This window comes from Bifidobacterium sp. N4G05 (assembly GCF_002742445.1).
In the GTDB taxonomy this organism is placed as follows: domain Bacteria; phylum Actinomycetota; class Actinomycetes; order Actinomycetales; family Bifidobacteriaceae; genus Bifidobacterium; species Bifidobacterium hominis.
Window position 1 is genome coordinate 54,564 of sequence record NZ_NJNQ01000001.1, and the last position, 17,427, is coordinate 71,990.

The window sequence follows — 17,427 nt, forward strand, 5'->3', positions numbered from 1 at the left end:
CGGGCCGTTCGGAACACCTCGTGGACGATTGTGCCATTCTTCATTTGCGTCATTACGGAATCAGGTCCAGCAAAACGTTGGAATTGCAACGATAAGACAGGATTGTAGATTTATATGGCTGAGTTTATTTACCAGATGATCAAGGCCCGCAAGGCTTACGGCGACCGTGTGATTCTCGATGACGTGACTTTGAGCTTCCTGCCGGGCGCGAAGATTGGCGTTGTTGGCCCGAACGGCATGGGTAAGTCCACGCTGCTGAAGATCATGGCCGGACTCGACACCGTGTCTAATGGCGAGGCTTCTTTGACTCCGGGTTATACCGTCGGCATTCTGCAGCAGGAACCGCCGCTGGATGACACCAAGACTGTTGGCGAGAACATCAAGATGGCGTTCGGTGAGATCGCTGAAAAGGTGGCTCGTTTCAACCAGATTGGCGAGGAAATGGCCAATCCGGATGCCGATTTCGACGCTTTGATGGATGAGATGGGCAAGCTGCAGAACGATATCGACGCTGCGAATGGTTGGGATCTTGATTCTCAGCTTGAGCAGGCTATGGATGCTTTGCAGTGCCCGGATCCGGATACTCCGGTAACGGTATGCTCCGGTGGTGAACGCCGTCGTGTGGCATTGTGCAAGCTGCTGCTTGAGGCTCCTGATCTGCTGCTGCTCGACGAGCCTACCAACCATCTTGACGCCGAGTCGATTCTGTGGTTGGAGCAGTTCCTGCACCAGTACAAGGGTGCCGTCATCGCCGTTACCCACGATCGTTATTTCATGGATAACGTGGCCGAGTGGATCTGCGAGGTCGACCGTGGTCAGCTGTACCCGTATAAGGGCAACTACACCACGTATTTGGAGACCAAGGCCAAGCGTATGGAGATCCAGGGCGCCAAGGATGCCAAGCTCGCCAAGCGTCTGAAGAGCGAACTTGATTGGGTGCGCTCTTCGCCGAAGGCCCGTCAGGCCAAGAACAAGGCTCGTCTGGAGCGTTACGACCAGATGGAGCAGGAGGCACGCAACAACAAGAAGCTTGACTTCTCCGAGATTCAGATTCCGGCCGGCCCGCGCTTGGGCTCTACCGTGCTGGAAGCCGAGCATATTCACAAGGCGTTCGGCGACCGTGTGTTGATCGACGATCTGAGCTTCACGCTGCCGCGTAACGGCATTGTTGGTGTGATCGGCCCGAATGGTGTGGGTAAGTCCACCCTGTTCAAGACCATCGTTGGCCTTGAACCGTTGACGTCCGGTTCGTTGAAGATCGGCGAGACCGTGCAGATCAGCTATGTGGATCAGAATCGTGCTGGCCTTGACCCGAACAAGAACCTATGGGAGGCCGTGTCCGACGGTCTTGACTTCATCGAAGTGGCCGGCGTGGAAGTGCCGACCCGCGCATATGTGGCGTCCTTCGGTTTCAAGGGTTCCGACCAGCAGAAGCTCACCGGCGTGCTGTCCGGTGGTGAACGCAATCGTCTGAATCTTGCTTTGACTCTGAAGCAGGGCGGCAACCTGCTGCTGCTCGACGAACCGACCAACGATCTTGATGTCGAAACTCTTGAATCGCTTGAAAACGCGCTGCTTGGCTTCCCGGGCTGCGCTGTGGTGATTTCCCACGACCGTTGGTTCCTCGACCGCGTGGCCACGCATATTCTCGCATGGGAAGGCGATGACGAGAATCCAGCCAAGTGGTACTGGTTCGAAGGCAACTTCCAGGCCTATCAGGAGAACCGTGTCGCTCGTCTCGGCGAAGACGCGGCTCGCCCCCACCGTCTCCATCGCAAACTGACGCGCTAAGCCGTTAAGCAGACAGTCCTGTGGACTGTCTGTAGGCTTAGTCTGAGTGAGGCGACAGCCGAAGGAAGGCAACAATGAGCCTTGCGAAGCAAGACCATAATTGCAGGGCCACAGGCTAGCCGTTAAGCAGACAGTCCTGTGGACTGTCTGTAGGCTTAGCCTGAGTGAGGCGACAGCCGAACGAGGGTAACAATGAGCTTTGCGAAGCAAGTCCATAATTGCAGGGCCGGTTAACCCCATATTTCAGTAAAGCGCCGTGCTTCGTTACGAAGTGCGGCGCTTTGCCGTATGTGAATCGTTTGACGATTACCTGCCGTTCACGCTGCTCACGCATTCGTTACAAAACAATCCGGCGGAATTTACCGCCCTTGCGTAGACTCGAATCCGGAACGAAGCGTTACCTATGCGACTCAGAAGAATCGAGGAGTGTCATGACAGAAACGGCAATCACACCATTGCAACGGTTAGCAAAGGTGCTTCAACTGGGCACGCCGTCCATGTACCGCAATCATATGTATGTGAATGGTGAAAGCCTGTATTTTCCCACTGGCCGCGTGTATGGCGGTCAGGTGATTGCGCAGGCTATGATGGCCGCATCCAAAACGGTGTCGCCGTCTCGCCTGCCGAATTCGATTCATGGCTATTTCATTTCTGCCGGTGATATTCGTCAGGATTTGCTGTTTGATGTGGAGAATCTGCGTGATGGCCGCTCGTTCTCCGCTCGTCGCGTGAATGTCACGCAGGCTCAGGGTTCGATTCTGACGGCCATCGCCAGCTTCCAGGAGCAGGGTCAGGATGGCATTGAGTTCGCCGACCCCATGCCGGAAGGCGTGCCGGAGCCGGAAACGTTGACCAGTGCGAAGCAGCTGATGGAGCCGTTTGCCGAAAAGTCTTCGTATGCCAAATACTATGCGGAAAAGTCGCCGTTCGACATTCGTCATGTGACGCGCACGATCATGCTGGGTGCCGATAAGAAGAGCGCCAGTAACGATTCCGGCAAGCAGATGGTGTGGATGAAGGCCGACGGCACGGTTGACGTTCCGCAGGTCATGCATCGTGCGATGTTGGCTATGGGTTGCGATCAGGTGATGCTGGAGCCGGTGTTGCGTCGTGCCGGGTTAAGTATTGCCACGCCTGGCATTTCGTTCGCTTCGATCGATCATTCGATGTGGTGGTATCGCGATATCGACATCAATCAGTGGCATTTGTATGTGCAGGATACGCCTACCGCGGCTCACGGCCGTGGCTTGGGGCAGGCGAAGGTATACACGCAGGATGGCGAGCTTGTTGCCTGCATGACTCAGGAGGCGATGATTCGTGTTCCTGAGGAGGATTTGAAGAAGTAAGGACAATCAGGCTTTCGTTTGGGTTGCCGATTTGGTTGCCGCGGCCGCGTAACGGTTTCGTTGCGTGGCCGTTTTCATTTTCGGGCTTTCCGGACCGTCGATTGGTGGGATTTGGCACAACCACTCCCCCACAATGCCGATGATCATGTCAGCGATGCATACGATTGCCGCGATCGCGCATTCGAGAATGACCTGACTGTAGAACGTCGCCTCACCATGTGGCAGGCTCATGATGAGCTGCCCTCCGTACCAACCGGCCAACGCCGCTCCGGCAACACCCAACGCCTTGCATGACACCAGTGTGGCGAATGCTTTCCGCGGGTCCAACGGTTTCAACTGCACGCGTTTTTCGGGATCCGTGCTGGTGTATTTGTGGATCTGCAATGCCATATACAGCACGACGAGTCCCAAAATCGCCAGTACCACAGGCACGATCCATGGAGCGCCCACGAGCGGTAGTCCTGAAATCTCACCGTATTTCGCCAAGCCAATACCAGCGAGCACTCCTAATGCGGCGGCGAGAACGTAGTACCACCAAGGGGTTCTGCGTGCCTTCACAGCTCACCTCCGATAATCCAATTGTCGGTCAGCAATCCTACCTGCGCGGTATCGGGGGCCATGGCCAACAGAAATGATACCGGATCCTTGCCCAGTCGCGCATCAGGATCCATATCGAGCCATGGCGCGAGCACTGCGGCATGGTTGCGCGCGGTGGGCCAAGGCACCTTGCAGTCAGGCTCATCGCATGTCACGCCTTCCATGTCGATCAGGTCGAGATCAAGGTCGCCGCTGATTGAGGCTTCCACATTGCCTAGCGTTTCGATCAGATCGCGGGCTCCCATGCGTGTGGAAATCTGCATCACCGCAGCCATCTTGTCGGGAAGTCCATCAAGTTGGCTCACATGGTAGAGCGGTGAGATGCCTTCCACCTGGTTGCCAGGGATGCCGTCCAAGGCAACAATGGCCATGCGGAATTGCTGTTCGGCCTTGGTTGATGGGCTGTCCAGCGAGATTACTGCGCGTCGGGATGCGGGACCGGATTGTACGGATGCCGATGCGGCCGCTTTGGCTGCCGCGGTTCCTTCCGGAAGATCGCTGGCATCAATCGCACTATAGGATTCGCCCATATCATCCGCATTATCGGTATCGTCGGCATGGTCGGCGATACCGTCACCGACTGAGCCACCGACCATCCAATCGTCGGCGATTTCGTCGATATGATCACGGTCAGTTGATTCATGCAAAAGCTGCGCTACGGAACCGGCATGATCGCCAGTCAGTTCGGCATCGGGTTCGAGCGCCAGCCATGGACCGAGCACGAACGCCCGCTGCCACGCACGGGGGTGCGGAAGCGTCAGATCGGGATCTTGACTTTCCTGACCATCGAAATCGATGATGTCCAGATCGAGCGTGCGCGAGGTCCAATGATCGGTACGCACGCGGCCATGGTCGGCTTCGATACGCTGCAATCCGCGCAACAGTTCCAAGGCCGACAGTCGCGTATTCACCGACACGACCGCATTATGGAATTCAGGAGTGCCATCGGGCATGCCCCACGCATCGGTACGGTACAGCGGCGAAACACCCGTAACCTGAGTGGATGCCAGTCCGTCGATCGAACGCACCGCGTCACGCAAGGTGGCCACTACATCGCCCTGATTGCCACCCATGGCAATGATGGCATGATGCACTTGCGATGCAGCCGAAATTGTTTCACGAGAACGTTCCACGGTTACGCTCACGTCGTCGAATGGCACTACGATTGGCGCGCTCGGCTTGTGCACGGTCACCTGCGTTTGCGCCACGGCAGGATATTCAAGAATCATGCTGGCGATGCGATCCGCGAGTTTTTCGATGAGATCGACATGCTCGCCTTCGATGATGGCGACTATTCCTTTGGCGATGGCACCGTAATCGACGGTGTCCCGCAGGTCGTCGGAATGCCCGGCTGGCGCAAGATCAAGAAACAACGTGGCGTCGACGACAAACGTTTGCGCACGCTCATGTTCGAAATCAAGCACTCCGTGTTTGCCGACCGCGCGAACGCCAGTCAATCGAATCTGATCCATGCCAGCCTTTCTTTGCATGTTTTAAGGTTTAATGGTGGAAATACGTTGCCGCACCTACGCTGTCAGGAACGCACGACGTATGCGAGCACCGTGCATCAGTCGTTAGCGAAGGCACGCCATGCGTTGCCGATCAGCACCGCGTCGCGGCTTTTCTCCACGTCATGCACGCGCACGGCCCACGCTCCATGTTCGGCGCATAGGGCGCTAATGGCGGCGGTCGCATTGTCTTTGCTATCCATGTTTGGCGTGTCAATACCAGCATCGGCAAGCGCCGCGCCGACGAATCGTTTGCGCGAGGCTCCGATCAGCACCGGATACCCGGTAGCATTGAACCTCTCCAATGCCGTCATCAGCGGGAAGTTATGCTCGACGCTCGGTTTGGAGAATCCAAGACCCGGATCGATGATGATTTGTGACGGTGAGACGCCTGCCTGAAGCACGTCGTCGACCTGCTTCATGAGTTCGTCATACACGTCATCCACCACGCCATTGGCGTACACGGACGTATCAGCGTCAGGCACGTCGCCTGCGGAACCGGCAAGCCATCCACGCCAATGCTGCACGATGTAGAGGCTTTCCGCATGTTCGGCCACCACATGGGGCACTTCGCGGTCCAGCCGACCGCCGGACACGTCGTTGATGATCTGCGCTCCATGTTCCAGTGCCATTCGAGCTACCGAGGCGCGCGTTGTGTCGATGGACAGCACCGCGCCTTCCGAAATCAGCGCATCCACGGCACCTAGTACGCGGGTTTGCTCGTCTTCCTCGCTGACGCGTTTGGCTCCGGGGCGAGTGGATTCGGCGCCGATGTCGATGATATCGGCGCCGGCTTTCATCATCGCTTCGCCGTGCGCTTTCGCTTTCGCAGGGTCGAGCCACAGCCCTCCATCGGAGGACGAATCCTCCGTAATGTTGAGCACGCCCATCACCAGCGTATGTGTGCTGTCGTGAATCGCTTTCATATCAATGGCCATCCGGTTTCCCCTCCTATATCCGGTTGTTGTTATTTACGATTCGACTTTGAAGAGTCGCGCCGATCACGCATGCTGCGACAGGATCAGACTCATGGCTTCGGCTCGCGTCGTCGCGTCTCGCATGCAGCCGCGCACCGCCGACGTGACCGTGCGCGATTGCGCCTTCTTCACGCCACGCATGGCCATGCACATGTGGTCGCATTCGGTGACCACGATCACGCCACGTGCTTCGATGCCTTCCATCAGCGCGTCGGCCACCTGTTGGGTGAGGCGCTCCTGCACTTGCGGACGTCGGGCATACAGTTCCACCAGTCGTGCAAGCTTGCTTAAGCCCGCCACTTGGCCGTTCGACGGAATATAGCCGACGTGGGCCACGCCATGGAACGGCAGCAGGTGGTGTTCGCATACCGAGAAGAGTTCAATATCGCGTACCAGCACCATTTCGTCGGTATCGACTTTGAACTTGGTTTTAAGCACTTCCTCGGGGCCGTGTCCAAGTCCTGCGAACAGCTCCTTGCAGGCACGCCCAATACGGTCGGGGGTGTCGAGCAGGCCTTCACGGTCCGGGTCTTCGCCAATGGATTTTAAAAACAGGCGTACTGCTTGGCGCACGCCTTCCTCGTCATAGCCGACAGGCCCGGCCGCATGGGCGGCACGGGCCTTGTCGTCGAAGAGGGTATCGAATGCTTCGGTATCGCTCATCAGTTGGTCAATCCTGCGCTTTTCTTCAGGGATTCGGGAATCGGAACCGGCGGAATGTCGGAATCCGGGCGCTTGCTGTCGCTCAGCCACACTTCACGCTTCGGCGCCTTCTTGACATTAGCGAAGATTTCCGCAAGTTCCTTTTCGTTGAGTGTTTCCTTGACGAGCAGCTGACGTACGAGCTCGTCAAGAATCTCACGATTCTCGTTGATGACGTTCCACGCTTCGGTATGCGCGGTTTCCACCAGTTTGAGCACTTCCTCGTCGATGATTTCGGCGGTGCGTGCGGAATACTTGTGGTTCAGCGATCCAAGATCGCTCTGCTCGTCATCGGACCACTTGATGGCACCCAGCTTGTCGGAGAAGCCGTAGTCGAGCACCATCTGACGTGCGATGTTCGTTGCCTTCTCGATGTCGTTGGAAGCACCGGTGGTCGGATCATGGAACACGACCTCCTCCGCGGTACGACCGCCCATGGCGTACGCCATCTGGTCGAGCAGCTGGTTGCGCGACATGGAATAGCGATCTTCCGTCGGCATCACCGCGGTGTAGCCGAGCGCACGGCCACGCGGCAGAATGGTGACCTTGGTGACCGGATCGGTATCGTTCATGGCGGCTGCCACCAACGCGTGACCACCCTCGTGGTATGCGGTGTTGCGCAGTTCGTCGAGCGCCATGCCCTTGGAACGGCGCTTCGGCCCCGCCTGCACGCGGTCGATAGCCTCGTCGATGGCGCGGTTGTCGATCAGCTGCGCACCGGCGCGGGCGCACAACAATGCGGCTTCGTTCAACACATTGGCCAGATCAGCACCGGTAAAGCCCGGCGTACGCACGGCGATCATATGCAGATCGACGTCAGGCACGAACGGCTTGCCCTTGGCATGCACCTTCAAAATAGCCTCGCGGCCTTCCAAATCAGGCGCTTCGACGGCCACCTGACGGTCGAAACGGCCCGGACGAAGCAGTGCCGGATCAAGCACGTCGGGGCGGTTGGTTGCGGCGATGATGATCAGATTGGTATCGTTATTGAAGCCGTCCATCTCAACTAGCAGCTGGTTCAGCGTCTGCTCACGTTCGTCGTGGCCACCGCTCATACCGGAACCGCCACGCTTACGACCGACGGCATCGATCTCATCGATGAAGATGATGGCCGGAGCATTCTTCTTGGCCTCATCGAACAGGTCACGCACACGAGAGGCGCCAAGACCCACGAACATTTCCACGAAGTCGGAGCCTGCCATGGAGTAGAAAGGCACGCCGGCCTCGCCTGCGATGGCTCGTGCCAGCAGTGTCTTACCGGTACCTGGAGGACCGTAGAGCAGCACGCCACGCGGAATACGGGCACCCAAAGCCTTGTAACGAGACGGATCCTTCAGGAAGTCCTTGATTTCCTCGACTTCCTGCACGGCAGCCTCTTCGCCGGCTACGTCGGCGAACTTGGTGGTCGGGGTCTGACCTTCGAGCAGCTTGCCGCTGTTCTTCTTGCCGCCCATGCCGAACATGCCGCCGGCACCGCCCATACGACTCATCATGAACCAGAACAGACCGAAGATAATGAGGAACGGCAGCAGCGAGGTCAGCAGATACGTCCAAATGCTGCTCTGCTGCATGGTCGCCGTCCAGCCCTTGGCCGGATCGGCCTTTTCAACGGCCTTGACCACGGTGGCGGACTGCGCGTACGTGTAGTAGAACTGCACGCTCTTGCCGTAGTTCTTCATACGCCCGGTATCAGGGTCGGTAGCGGAGTAATCGCTCTTGAGCTTGAGCTTGACCTGCTGGGTGTTGTCTACGATCTGCGCGTATTCAACATTGTTGCCGTTGAGGATCTGCAGACCATTCTTGGTGTCGATGGTCTGGGAACCGGTTCCGGCGAAAATCTGGAACATGGTCACGGCAAGCAGGGCCACGACCACAACCCACAGCCACGGGGACTGCCAGAACGGACGTGGACCACCATTGGAACCGTTGCCACTGGAACCGTTACCGTTGGAACCGTTACCATTACCGGTGTTGTTGTTGCGTCCAAACGGATTGGTGAACGGGTTATTGCCGCCGCCGTTGTTGTTCGGCGACTGGCCCGGACCAGGAAAACTCATGCCTGACCTCCTTCATAGACTTCCGGCTTCAGCACCGCGATCGAATCAAGATTGCGGTATCGCTCGTCATAATCCAAGCCGAAACCGACCACAAATTCATCGGGAATCTCACGTCCCTTATATTTCACAGAAACATCCACCTTACGGCGCGCCGGCTTTTCCAACAGCGCAAAAACCTCCACAGAAGCGGCACCGCGGCGCTTGAGCTCATCGACGAGCCACGCCAACGTGATGCCCGAATCGATGATGTCTTCTACAATGAGCACGTGACGACCGCGAACATCGGTGGACAAATCCTGTCGCACGGTGATCTTGCCGCTCGATTGAGTGCCGGAGCCATAGCTTGACAGGCTCATGAAATCCATCTCCGCGTGGATGCTCATGGCCTGCGAAAACGCTGCCAGCGTATTCACCGCGCCTTTGAGCACGCAGACCAGCAGCGGATTCTTGCCACGGTAGTCTTCACTGGCCTGAGCCGCGGCACGGTTGATGATGTCGGCAATTTCTTCTTTACTGATCAGCTCGTGATCAATGTCTTCTTGTACGTCAGCGATTCGCATGCCCACCATCTTGGCACACGCGAATGACGTGTTTCTGGCGATATGCTGAATATCCGCTGGGAAGATTCACACCTTGCTGACCATGCCAGTCGCATATCAACCTATCGATCCCTTCAACCTGCCGTGCCATGCACGAAATGCCGGCTTCTGCAAGCGAGCGCACAATCACCCGTCTTCTGATGGCAATGTCTTGCGATTGCAGCGCACGCACGTCGATGATTATATCGCCGTTGCTCACGGTTACGCCTTGTTCGCACACGCGTTGCGCCACACCGTCAAGATATGCGCGATCGTCTTCGGCAAGCCTCGCTCCAAGCGCAAGTTTCGACACAACGTCACTTCCCGCAAATGATTCAAGATATGGCATGAGATCGTGCCGTATTCGGGATCGCAGTGGATAGTTCGCGGGAAGGGGCTCGTTTCCATCCGAATTCCCTACATCCGGCCCATTTGTGGGATCGTCCCACCAGGCAAGCCGTAAATCCTCGCAGATGCCTGTGGTTTCTTCGCGTGTAACATTCAGCCACGGGCGTAGAAAACGCACCCCGTCTCGCATGAAGGAACCGTTCATACCGCAAACCGCATCAAGGCCAGCGGAACGTAACAAACCGATGATAACGGTTTCCGCCTGATCGTTTTTCGTATGAGCCAGCAGCACGGCCGAAGCGTCGGAGCATGCGTCGACAATCGCATGGTAGCGTGCTTCACGCGCCGCAGCTTCAATGCCGATGCCGCGGGAGTCGGGCACGTCAATCGCACGAACACGAACTGGGTCAAGACCCAACGCAACGCAACGATCGGCGGTTGCCTGCGCAACCTCGGCAGAGCTTTGCTGCAACTGGTGGTCGATGATGATCGCCCCGCATCGCAATCCCAATGAAGCGCATGTTTTCGCCGCAACCGCAGCCAACGCCATCGAATCGCGCCCACCGGAACAGGCCACCATGATTAGAGGAGCGTCCGCATCTGGCGCATGCTCGCCATGACGGGCGAATCGGGCATCCTGCAATCCAAATCCGGCCGATTCCAGAGCGGCCCGTAACTCGCCGATACCCTTACGCAAACGAGACGAATACACCATGGCATCACAGCTTCGGCAGCGCGGCCACGAATGCGTCGATAGCGGATTTCGCAGCCTCGAAATCATCGGGATTATTGACGATCACGGCAAAGCTCAACGCACCCCCTTTATGACGCGACACATTGCCGGTCATGGAGGTCACTTCCCCTAAACTGCCGGTTTTGACACGGATGAGACCAGCTTCGTCGGCATCGTTCAAACGATTCGCAGCGGTACCCACAAAACCCACGACCGACAATCCTTCGGCGGCGGCGGCACCGGCGCCGGCCGCCAGATTACGCTGCTGCACGTCGAGCAAGGTATGCGCGGTGAGTTTGGAATCATCAGACAGCCCCGAACAGTTGAGCATGGTGAGGCCCTTGGTGGAGATTCCCCGCTGAGTCAGCACCTGTTCGACCGATTGAACCGCGCCGGCCGGCGAATTATTGGCACCGATATGCAAAGCCAGCAATCTGCCGAATTCCTCAGCCAGAGAATTGTCGGAATGCCGAAGCATGAACGCCATGATCTCATTCAGCGATGCGGAATGCACGGCCGCGATGGGACTGGTGCCTTCGGGAACCGTTCCCTGTTCCACGGAAGAATTCACGGCAATGCCCTGTTCAGCCAAACGCTGCGCGAACACCTGCGCGGCCTCGCGGGCAGGCTGCGTACTCAAAGCGGGGTATGCGCTGAACACATCGGGATCCGCGGGATTGGCACCGTTCCAGTTACGCCCGCCATCCACCGCCATGGACGCGGTCGGCGCGTAGTACACGTGGTCCGAGTCTAGTTCTGCGATGCCGCTTGGCCAACGGTCGCTACCGAACAGGGAATCATCGTAGACAAGCGTCACGGAGGCGATGTCCCGCTGGCGCAACGCCTGAGCCGTGTTCGCGGCAAGCGTTCCCAGTCCGGCACGCCCATTGATATGTTCCGAATCGGATGCACCGGCACCGAGCAGCATGTCGCCATTGCCTTTGAGCACCAATCGCGCGGTGCCGTCCTCACGCTGTTCCAGATAGGTCTGCGTGTCCAACGTCTTACCCATGTCGAGCGTGGTCGCCGCAGCATATGCCGTCAACGTTTTCATGGTGGATGCCGGCGTATACGACTTGTCGAGATCATGCTCGGCCACCACATTGCCGGCCGCATCGGCGATGGCGATGCCATATTCGCCACCGAAATCGGAGGCGGCCGTTTCGAATTGGCTGATCAGCGCCTTCGCTGCAGCTTCATCCACGGTCTTCGAAGCGTCAAGCCCTTCGACCACCGTTGCCGCAGGAACGGCGTTGCCCGGCGTCTTGGCGGTGATGTGTTCGACTTCCTGCAGGGTAAGAACGCCCGGCAGCTTGTCGAAAATGTCGGCCACGACATAGCCGACGCACAATACCGTGGTGAGTGCCACGGAAAGCGCCACCGTAATGTATCGGCGGCGTTTCACATGCCGGTATTCAGCCGAATCATCCATGGAACAACAACACTCCAGTCATAAGCGGAAATCGAAATGAAAAATCGAAATGAAAACGAAAAAGCAGGAAACACGCAAGCCTGCGAACGAACGTCATCCCTTATGCTCGATTGGCTTCCATTCCGACTTGGCGAACATCGCCTGGAACGAGATCGGCACATAACTGAACATGTAGATCGGGAAGCTCAGCACATACGCGAACAGTTCCTTGTTGGTGGCGCCGATCTGATCGCGTTCCACAATGATCGTCAACGCAGCCAACGCCATCATGCCGATCACCGACGTCACAATGCCGGACGTCCAACTGGTCAACGAGCTCAACTGGCTCTGCCATGTCACGAATCCGCAAGTCGCGAACAACAGTCCCAGCAGAACGCGCATGATACCGATCACCGTGAACGGACACAACAACAGTGTGAAATCAACGGCGGAGAAATCGCGTTCCCTGATGGCGCGTTTGACCAAAGCCGGCCCGTAATAACGGAACACTTGCAGGAAACCCTTGCTCCAACGCAAACGCTGACGCCAGCTCTGCGCGAAGGTGACAGGCTGCTCGTCATACAGAATCGCGGTACCGCAGTAGCCGATGCGGTCGCCGTGTAGCAAGGAATCCATGGTGAATTCCAAATCCTCGGTCAAAAGGTGGAATTTCCAACCATTATTACGACGCATGATCTCCTGCGAAAACATGAAACCTGTGCCCCCTACATGGCAGCTGTTGCCGAGCCACATGCGCGAGGCCGACAGGAATCGAGATTCACGGATGAACCACAATGCAGAACCGGAAGAGACCCAATTGTCGGACAAATTCACGGAATTGCGGTAGCTGGTGAGAATCTTGAAACCCGACTGGAACGCCTTGTTCATCTCTTCGACGTAATGCTTGTCGAGCTTGTTGTCGGCATCGAACACGAAGAACGCGTCGTACAGGTCGGATGCGCCGGATTCGTTCATCTGGTCAAGCAGATACGTCAATGCGTAGCCCTTGCCCACAAGTTCCTTGTTGAAGCGTTCGACCACATGGCAGCCCATGTTGCGCGCCACTTCGGCGGTATTGTCGGTGCAATTGTCGGCAACGAGCCAAATGTCGATCAGCTCGCTCGGGTACGTCTGCGTTTGGATGCAGGTAATGAGGTTGCCGATGACTTTCGCCTCGTTTCGTGCGGAAATCAGCACCGCGTAACGCTTGTTCATCGGCGCATCGGGAAATTTGATCGGCTTGGTGAACAGGGAGATGAGAATGCACACCGCCTGATAGACCACACCTGCGCCGCCGACGATGACCAACAGAATGTCAAGTACACTCAGCAGTACCATTAACGCCACCTACTTCTTGGATTGTCATCCACGTTTTTCGCGCTTCCTCCAGTTTCCCGCGATTCACCGTTCTTCCGTTCATTGCCGGATTCCGGATTTTCGTTGGATTCCCGCGATGCGTTTTCGCTCTCAAGACCCCGCAATGGCTTGCGTTCCGTTTTGCTCGTTTTGCCCAACACATGCTTCGGAATGGCGACGGTTTCGTCCGATTCCAGCGATTCCTCGGAACGGGTGATATTGTACGCCTGCTCCTGCAACTGCCGCACTTCGTCGGAAATAGGCACATGCGCACTGGATCCCTGCACCGCGCGAGGCATACTGTGCAGATGCTCGCTGATCACTTCGGCGCCTTCCACCAGCTTCGACTTCTTTTCAGGCACCGGATCGTCCATCAGCGGGGAATCGACCAGCTCGTACCGCTTCGTATAGGTGCGGAAAATCGTCTGCACGGACGCGACCACCGGCAATGCGAGGAACGCACCCAACGCGCCGAACAGCGAGGTGAACGCCAGCACCGCGAGGAACGCCACGGCATCGTTCACATCCATGGTACGCTGGGAGATCTTCGGCGCGAAAATCAGATTCTCAATCTGCTGGTATACGCAAATGAACACCAACACCACCACAGCCTGCCACAATCCGCAGCTACCCCATGCGAACAGCACCGGCAACGCGCCGCCAATATACGTACCCAACATGGGAATGAACTGCGAAACCATACCGCAGAACAGCGCCAATGGCATCCAATAGGGCACATGCAGCAACATCAGACAGATTCCGGTGAAGAACGCGTTCAGCAACGCGAGAATGGCACGGGAGAACAGGAACGACGAGATCTGGCTCTGGCTCACCGTCCATACGAACAGGAATCGCCGCTGAGCCGCCGGAGCCATCCACTGGCATGCGGCACGGCGCAGTTTCGGACCAGCCGCTGAAATGTAATACGTGGTCATGATTATCGTCATGAGGTTGATCAGGAACGAGAACAATCCCGACACTGTATTTAGCGCGGTACCCGCGAAATCGGTGACCCATGACGTTTGAATGTTCTTCAGAATCTCATTGCCGAGATTATTGATTTCAGGAAGTTGGAAATTCGCGTATTGACTGGCGAACTGGCACATCTGCTCGTATAGGTCGGGCAGACCGTTCACCAATGCGATCACCTGCTGCACGAACAGGTTGCCGAACAGCGTGAACAGCACGCCGAGAATCACGGCCAGCATCAGCAGCGAGAACAACGACGCGAACGAACGTTTCCAGCCATGTTTGACCAGCGGCACCACCATCGGCTCCACCGCGAGCGCGATGAACAGCGAGACGATGATGTCGATCACCAGGTATTCGATTTTGCCCCAGCTGCGCCAGCAGAAAGTAAACACCACAATGGCTATGGCGATGTATAGCAGTGCACGCCCCAACCATTCCGGCGGTTTTCGGGGATCTCCTTTGGCTGGAAACAGGGTGCCGAGGTCCCAGCGCTGCTCGCTGGTGTTCGCACCGTTTTCACTCTGCGTATTGTTCAATCGCTGTTCGCTTTCGCTCATGGCTTCCCATTGTAGCGATAGGCGTCGTGTACAGGCTGAGCTATTGTGGTAGTTATGCTGAACGTTTCAATTGTCATCCCCGCTTGGAATGAAGAGGAGCGTATCAACGATTGCCTGTTGAATGCCACTAGGCAGACCGTGATGCCCCATGAAGTGATCGTTGTCGACAATCGTTCCACCGATTCGACGGTAGCTGTGGTGGAGCAGTTTATGAAAGACCACCCTCAAGCCCCTGTCCGTTTGCTGCATCAGGATGAGGAACAGGGATTGATTCCGACGCGAGATTATGGTTTGAATCACGCCACCGGCGATATTTTGGGCCGTTTCGACGCTGATTGCATGATTCGCCCGGATTGGGTCGAAGTGGTGTCCGGCATTTTCACCGAGGATCCGGAGGCCATGGGTGCCACTGGTCCGGTGATGTATTACGATCTGCCGAGCCGCCATTTTGGTTTGCGTGGGGATAATTCCACGCGCAAGCGCATTTACAAGGCCGATGGCGGCCAGCCGTTGCTGTTTGGCTCGAATATGGCGGTCCGCGCTTCAGCTTGGCGCGAAATCTGCGACGAGGTGTGCCGCGACAAGGCCGATGTGATGCATGAGGATATCGATATTTCGCTGCATCTGCTGGGCAAGGATTTGAAAACCGTGTACTGCCCGCGCATGATCGCCGGCATCAGCGCCCGCCGTATGGACACGTCGCTCACGTCGTTCAATAATTACATGCGTCGTTTCAAGAACACGTTCGACGCGCATCCACAGCATTCACGCAAGCATAGGCCGGAGATTCTGCTCACCGCGCTGTATCCGGTGATGCATCTGCTGTATCCGGTGTGGCAGAAGGTGCTTGACACCGCCGATATCAATCCTGCGGAGGCGGCGTGGATCAACGAGCAGATGGAATTGGCCGAGCAGGAGGGACATGAATGGTATGACGACACCCCTACTGATGAGGAGTGGAGTGAAAAGCACGAGGATTCCAACGATTAATTCGCACATTTTCGTATTGGATTGAAGTATTTCAATTCATCAACATACGTAATTGTAATCGCATACAAAAATCGTGGTGTGAATTTATTACGATTCACACCACGATTTTTTATGTTCTCAGCGATGTTCTCTCACGATTCGTCGTTCGTTACGCACGATTGCCGATTCGTGGGAATTGCCGCATTACATCAGGCTCTTGTAGATGGCGAGAATGTCTTCCTGCGTGGCCTGACGGGGGTTGCCCGGCGTGCACACATCGTGGAAGGCATCATAAGCCAGCGGCTCCAGATCGGCTTCGGTTGCACCGACTTCGGAGATGGTGGTCGGGTTCTTCAGATCCACGGTGAGCTTATGCACAGCCTGGACGGCCTCTTCGCGCACGGTTTCGATATCGCCGGTGTAGGCGTCCGCGATGCCGAAGGCGTCAGCGATGTCACGGTACTTCTCACCGGTATAGTCCTTGTTATATTCCATGACCGGAGCCAGCAGAATGCCGTTGGCAACGCCGTGGGCCACGCCGAGGCGACCGCCCAGCGGGTGGGCCATGCCATGCACCAGGCCGAGGCCGACGTTGGAGTAGGCCATACCGGTGATGTAGGAGGCGTAGGCCATCTGTTCACCTGCCGGAATGTCACCGTCGGCGCTCTTGGCGAGGTTCTTGGCGATCATACGGATGGTCTGCATGGACAGGCAGTCGGACAGGCTCCATGCGCCCGGAGTGATGTAACCTTCGATGGCGTGGGTCAGGGCGTCGAGTCCGGTGGCAACCTTGAGACCACGCGGCATGGAGTCGGTCAGATCCGGGTCGACGAAAGCGACGATCGGAATGTCGTGCGGGTCGACAGCCACGAACTTGCGCTTGTTGGCGGTGTCAGTGACCACATAGTTGATGGTGGTTTCCGAAGCGGTACCGGCGGTGGTCGGCACGCCGAAGATCGGCACGGACGGATTCTTGGTGTCGGCAACGCCTTCCAGGGAGAGCACGTCGGAGAATTCCGGGTTGGCGGTGATGATGCCGATGCCCTTGCAGGTGTCTTGCGGGGAGCCGCCGCCCAAGCCAATCAGGAAGTCGGCACCGGATGCGGCGAACTTGGCGACACCGTCCTGAATGCATTCGACCGGCGGGTTCGGCTTGACGTTGTCGAAGACCTCATACGGCATGCCTGCCTCATCGAGCACATCGGTGACCTTCTTGACGGTACCGGTTTCCAGCAGCACCGGATCGGTGACGATGAATGCCTTGGTGAAGCCGTGCGACTTGGCAACGCCCGGAATCTCCTTGATGGCTCCGCGACCGAAATACGCCGTCTGGTTGAAAATCATGCGATAGACCATAGTGCTCTCCTTTAAGCTACTGTGCGTTCATAGGCTTCGTCATACCTTGCCGAAGCCAACGCTCCCATCATAAACCCATTTTCGACCGTTATGCGATCAACGACACCGCGATATTATGTGACCATTCTCACAAAATAAAACCAGCTGAGGGGTAAAATCATCCATCGAA

14 protein-coding genes are annotated in these 17,427 nt (G+C 56.9%); 3 read left to right on the plus strand and 11 right to left on the minus strand.

Annotated elements, in window-relative coordinates:
* Positions 1 to 114 precede the first annotated feature (114 nt).
* Positions 115 to 1,791: an energy-dependent translational throttle protein EttA gene (gene ettA, locus CE153_RS00250; RefSeq protein WP_003835634.1), complete on the plus strand. Its 1,677-nt coding sequence runs from the start codon at positions 115 to 117 to the stop codon at positions 1,789 to 1,791.
* Positions 1,792 to 2,222: 431 nt separating this feature from the next.
* A complete protein-coding gene (locus CE153_RS00255; RefSeq protein ID WP_099594768.1) occupies positions 2,223 to 3,137 on the plus strand; it encodes an acyl-CoA thioesterase in 915 nt (304 codons plus the stop codon).
* A gap of 6 nt (positions 3,138 to 3,143) precedes the next feature.
* Here the strand turns inward: CE153_RS00255 and CE153_RS00260 are convergent, their stop codons facing one another.
* The 10 genes from CE153_RS00260 to CE153_RS00305 form a co-directional block, all read right to left on the minus strand.
* On the minus strand, positions 3,144 to 3,695 hold the full coding sequence (locus CE153_RS00260) for a DUF3180 domain-containing protein (protein ID WP_099594769.1): 552 nt from the start codon (positions 3,693 to 3,695) through the stop codon (positions 3,144 to 3,146).
* The gene (gene folK / locus CE153_RS00265) at positions 3,692 to 5,206 is read right to left on the minus strand and encodes a 2-amino-4-hydroxy-6-hydroxymethyldihydropteridine diphosphokinase (protein WP_180753348.1); all 1,515 of its coding nucleotides are present in this window, start codon (positions 5,204 to 5,206) and stop codon (positions 3,692 to 3,694) included. The genes CE153_RS00260 and folK overlap by 4 nt, the downstream gene beginning before the upstream one ends.
* A gap of 95 nt (positions 5,207 to 5,301) precedes the next feature.
* Positions 5,302 to 6,180: a dihydropteroate synthase gene (gene folP, locus CE153_RS00270; RefSeq protein WP_099594771.1), complete on the minus strand. Its 879-nt coding sequence runs from the start codon at positions 6,178 to 6,180 to the stop codon at positions 5,302 to 5,304.
* 63 nt (positions 6,181 to 6,243) lie between these two features.
* Positions 6,244 to 6,882 (minus strand): GTP cyclohydrolase I FolE, encoded by a 639-nt coding sequence (gene folE, locus CE153_RS00275; RefSeq protein WP_022245396.1) that lies wholly within the window; start codon positions 6,880 to 6,882, stop codon positions 6,244 to 6,246.
* A complete protein-coding gene (gene ftsH, locus CE153_RS00280; protein WP_099594772.1) occupies positions 6,882 to 8,978 on the minus strand; it encodes an ATP-dependent zinc metalloprotease FtsH in 2,097 nt (698 codons plus the stop codon). The genes folE and ftsH overlap by 1 nt, the downstream gene beginning before the upstream one ends.
* Positions 8,975 to 9,538, minus strand: coding sequence for a hypoxanthine phosphoribosyltransferase (gene hpt, locus CE153_RS00285; RefSeq protein WP_180753349.1), 564 nt, complete (start codon positions 9,536 to 9,538; stop codon positions 8,975 to 8,977). The genes ftsH and hpt overlap by 4 nt, the downstream gene beginning before the upstream one ends.
* Entirely contained in the window at positions 9,525 to 10,619 is a 1,095-nt protein-coding gene (gene tilS, locus CE153_RS00290) for a tRNA lysidine(34) synthetase TilS (protein WP_099594774.1), read from the minus strand. Before tilS ends, hpt begins: the two co-directional genes overlap by 14 nt.
* Before the next feature lie 4 nt (positions 10,620 to 10,623).
* Positions 10,624 to 12,069 carry a D-alanyl-D-alanine carboxypeptidase/D-alanyl-D-alanine-endopeptidase gene (locus CE153_RS00295; RefSeq protein ID WP_034880527.1) on the minus strand — a complete coding sequence of 482 codons (1,446 nt, stop codon included), beginning with the start codon at positions 12,067 to 12,069 and terminating at the stop codon, positions 10,624 to 10,626.
* A 93-nt stretch (positions 12,070 to 12,162) separates the two neighbouring features.
* The gene (locus CE153_RS00300) at positions 12,163 to 13,386 is read right to left on the minus strand and encodes a glycosyltransferase family 2 protein (RefSeq protein WP_099594775.1); all 1,224 of its coding nucleotides are present in this window, start codon (positions 13,384 to 13,386) and stop codon (positions 12,163 to 12,165) included.
* Entirely contained in the window at positions 13,386 to 14,933 is a 1,548-nt protein-coding gene (locus tag CE153_RS00305) for an AI-2E family transporter (RefSeq protein ID WP_099594776.1), read from the minus strand. The genes CE153_RS00300 and CE153_RS00305 overlap by 1 nt, the downstream gene beginning before the upstream one ends.
* 54 nt (positions 14,934 to 14,987) lie before the next feature.
* On the opposite strand from CE153_RS00305, the gene CE153_RS00310 reads away from it, so the two are divergent.
* Complete coding sequence (locus CE153_RS00310; protein ID WP_099594777.1) at positions 14,988 to 15,923, plus strand: glycosyltransferase; 936 nt, start codon at positions 14,988 to 14,990, stop codon at positions 15,921 to 15,923.
* Positions 15,924 to 16,106: 183 nt separating this feature from the next.
* On the opposite strand, the gene fucO is transcribed toward CE153_RS00310, so the two are convergent.
* Positions 16,107 to 17,258 carry a lactaldehyde reductase gene (gene fucO, locus CE153_RS00315; protein WP_033500889.1) on the minus strand — a complete coding sequence of 384 codons (1,152 nt, stop codon included), beginning with the start codon at positions 17,256 to 17,258 and terminating at the stop codon, positions 16,107 to 16,109.
* Between the last annotated feature and the right edge of the window lie 169 nt (positions 17,259 to 17,427).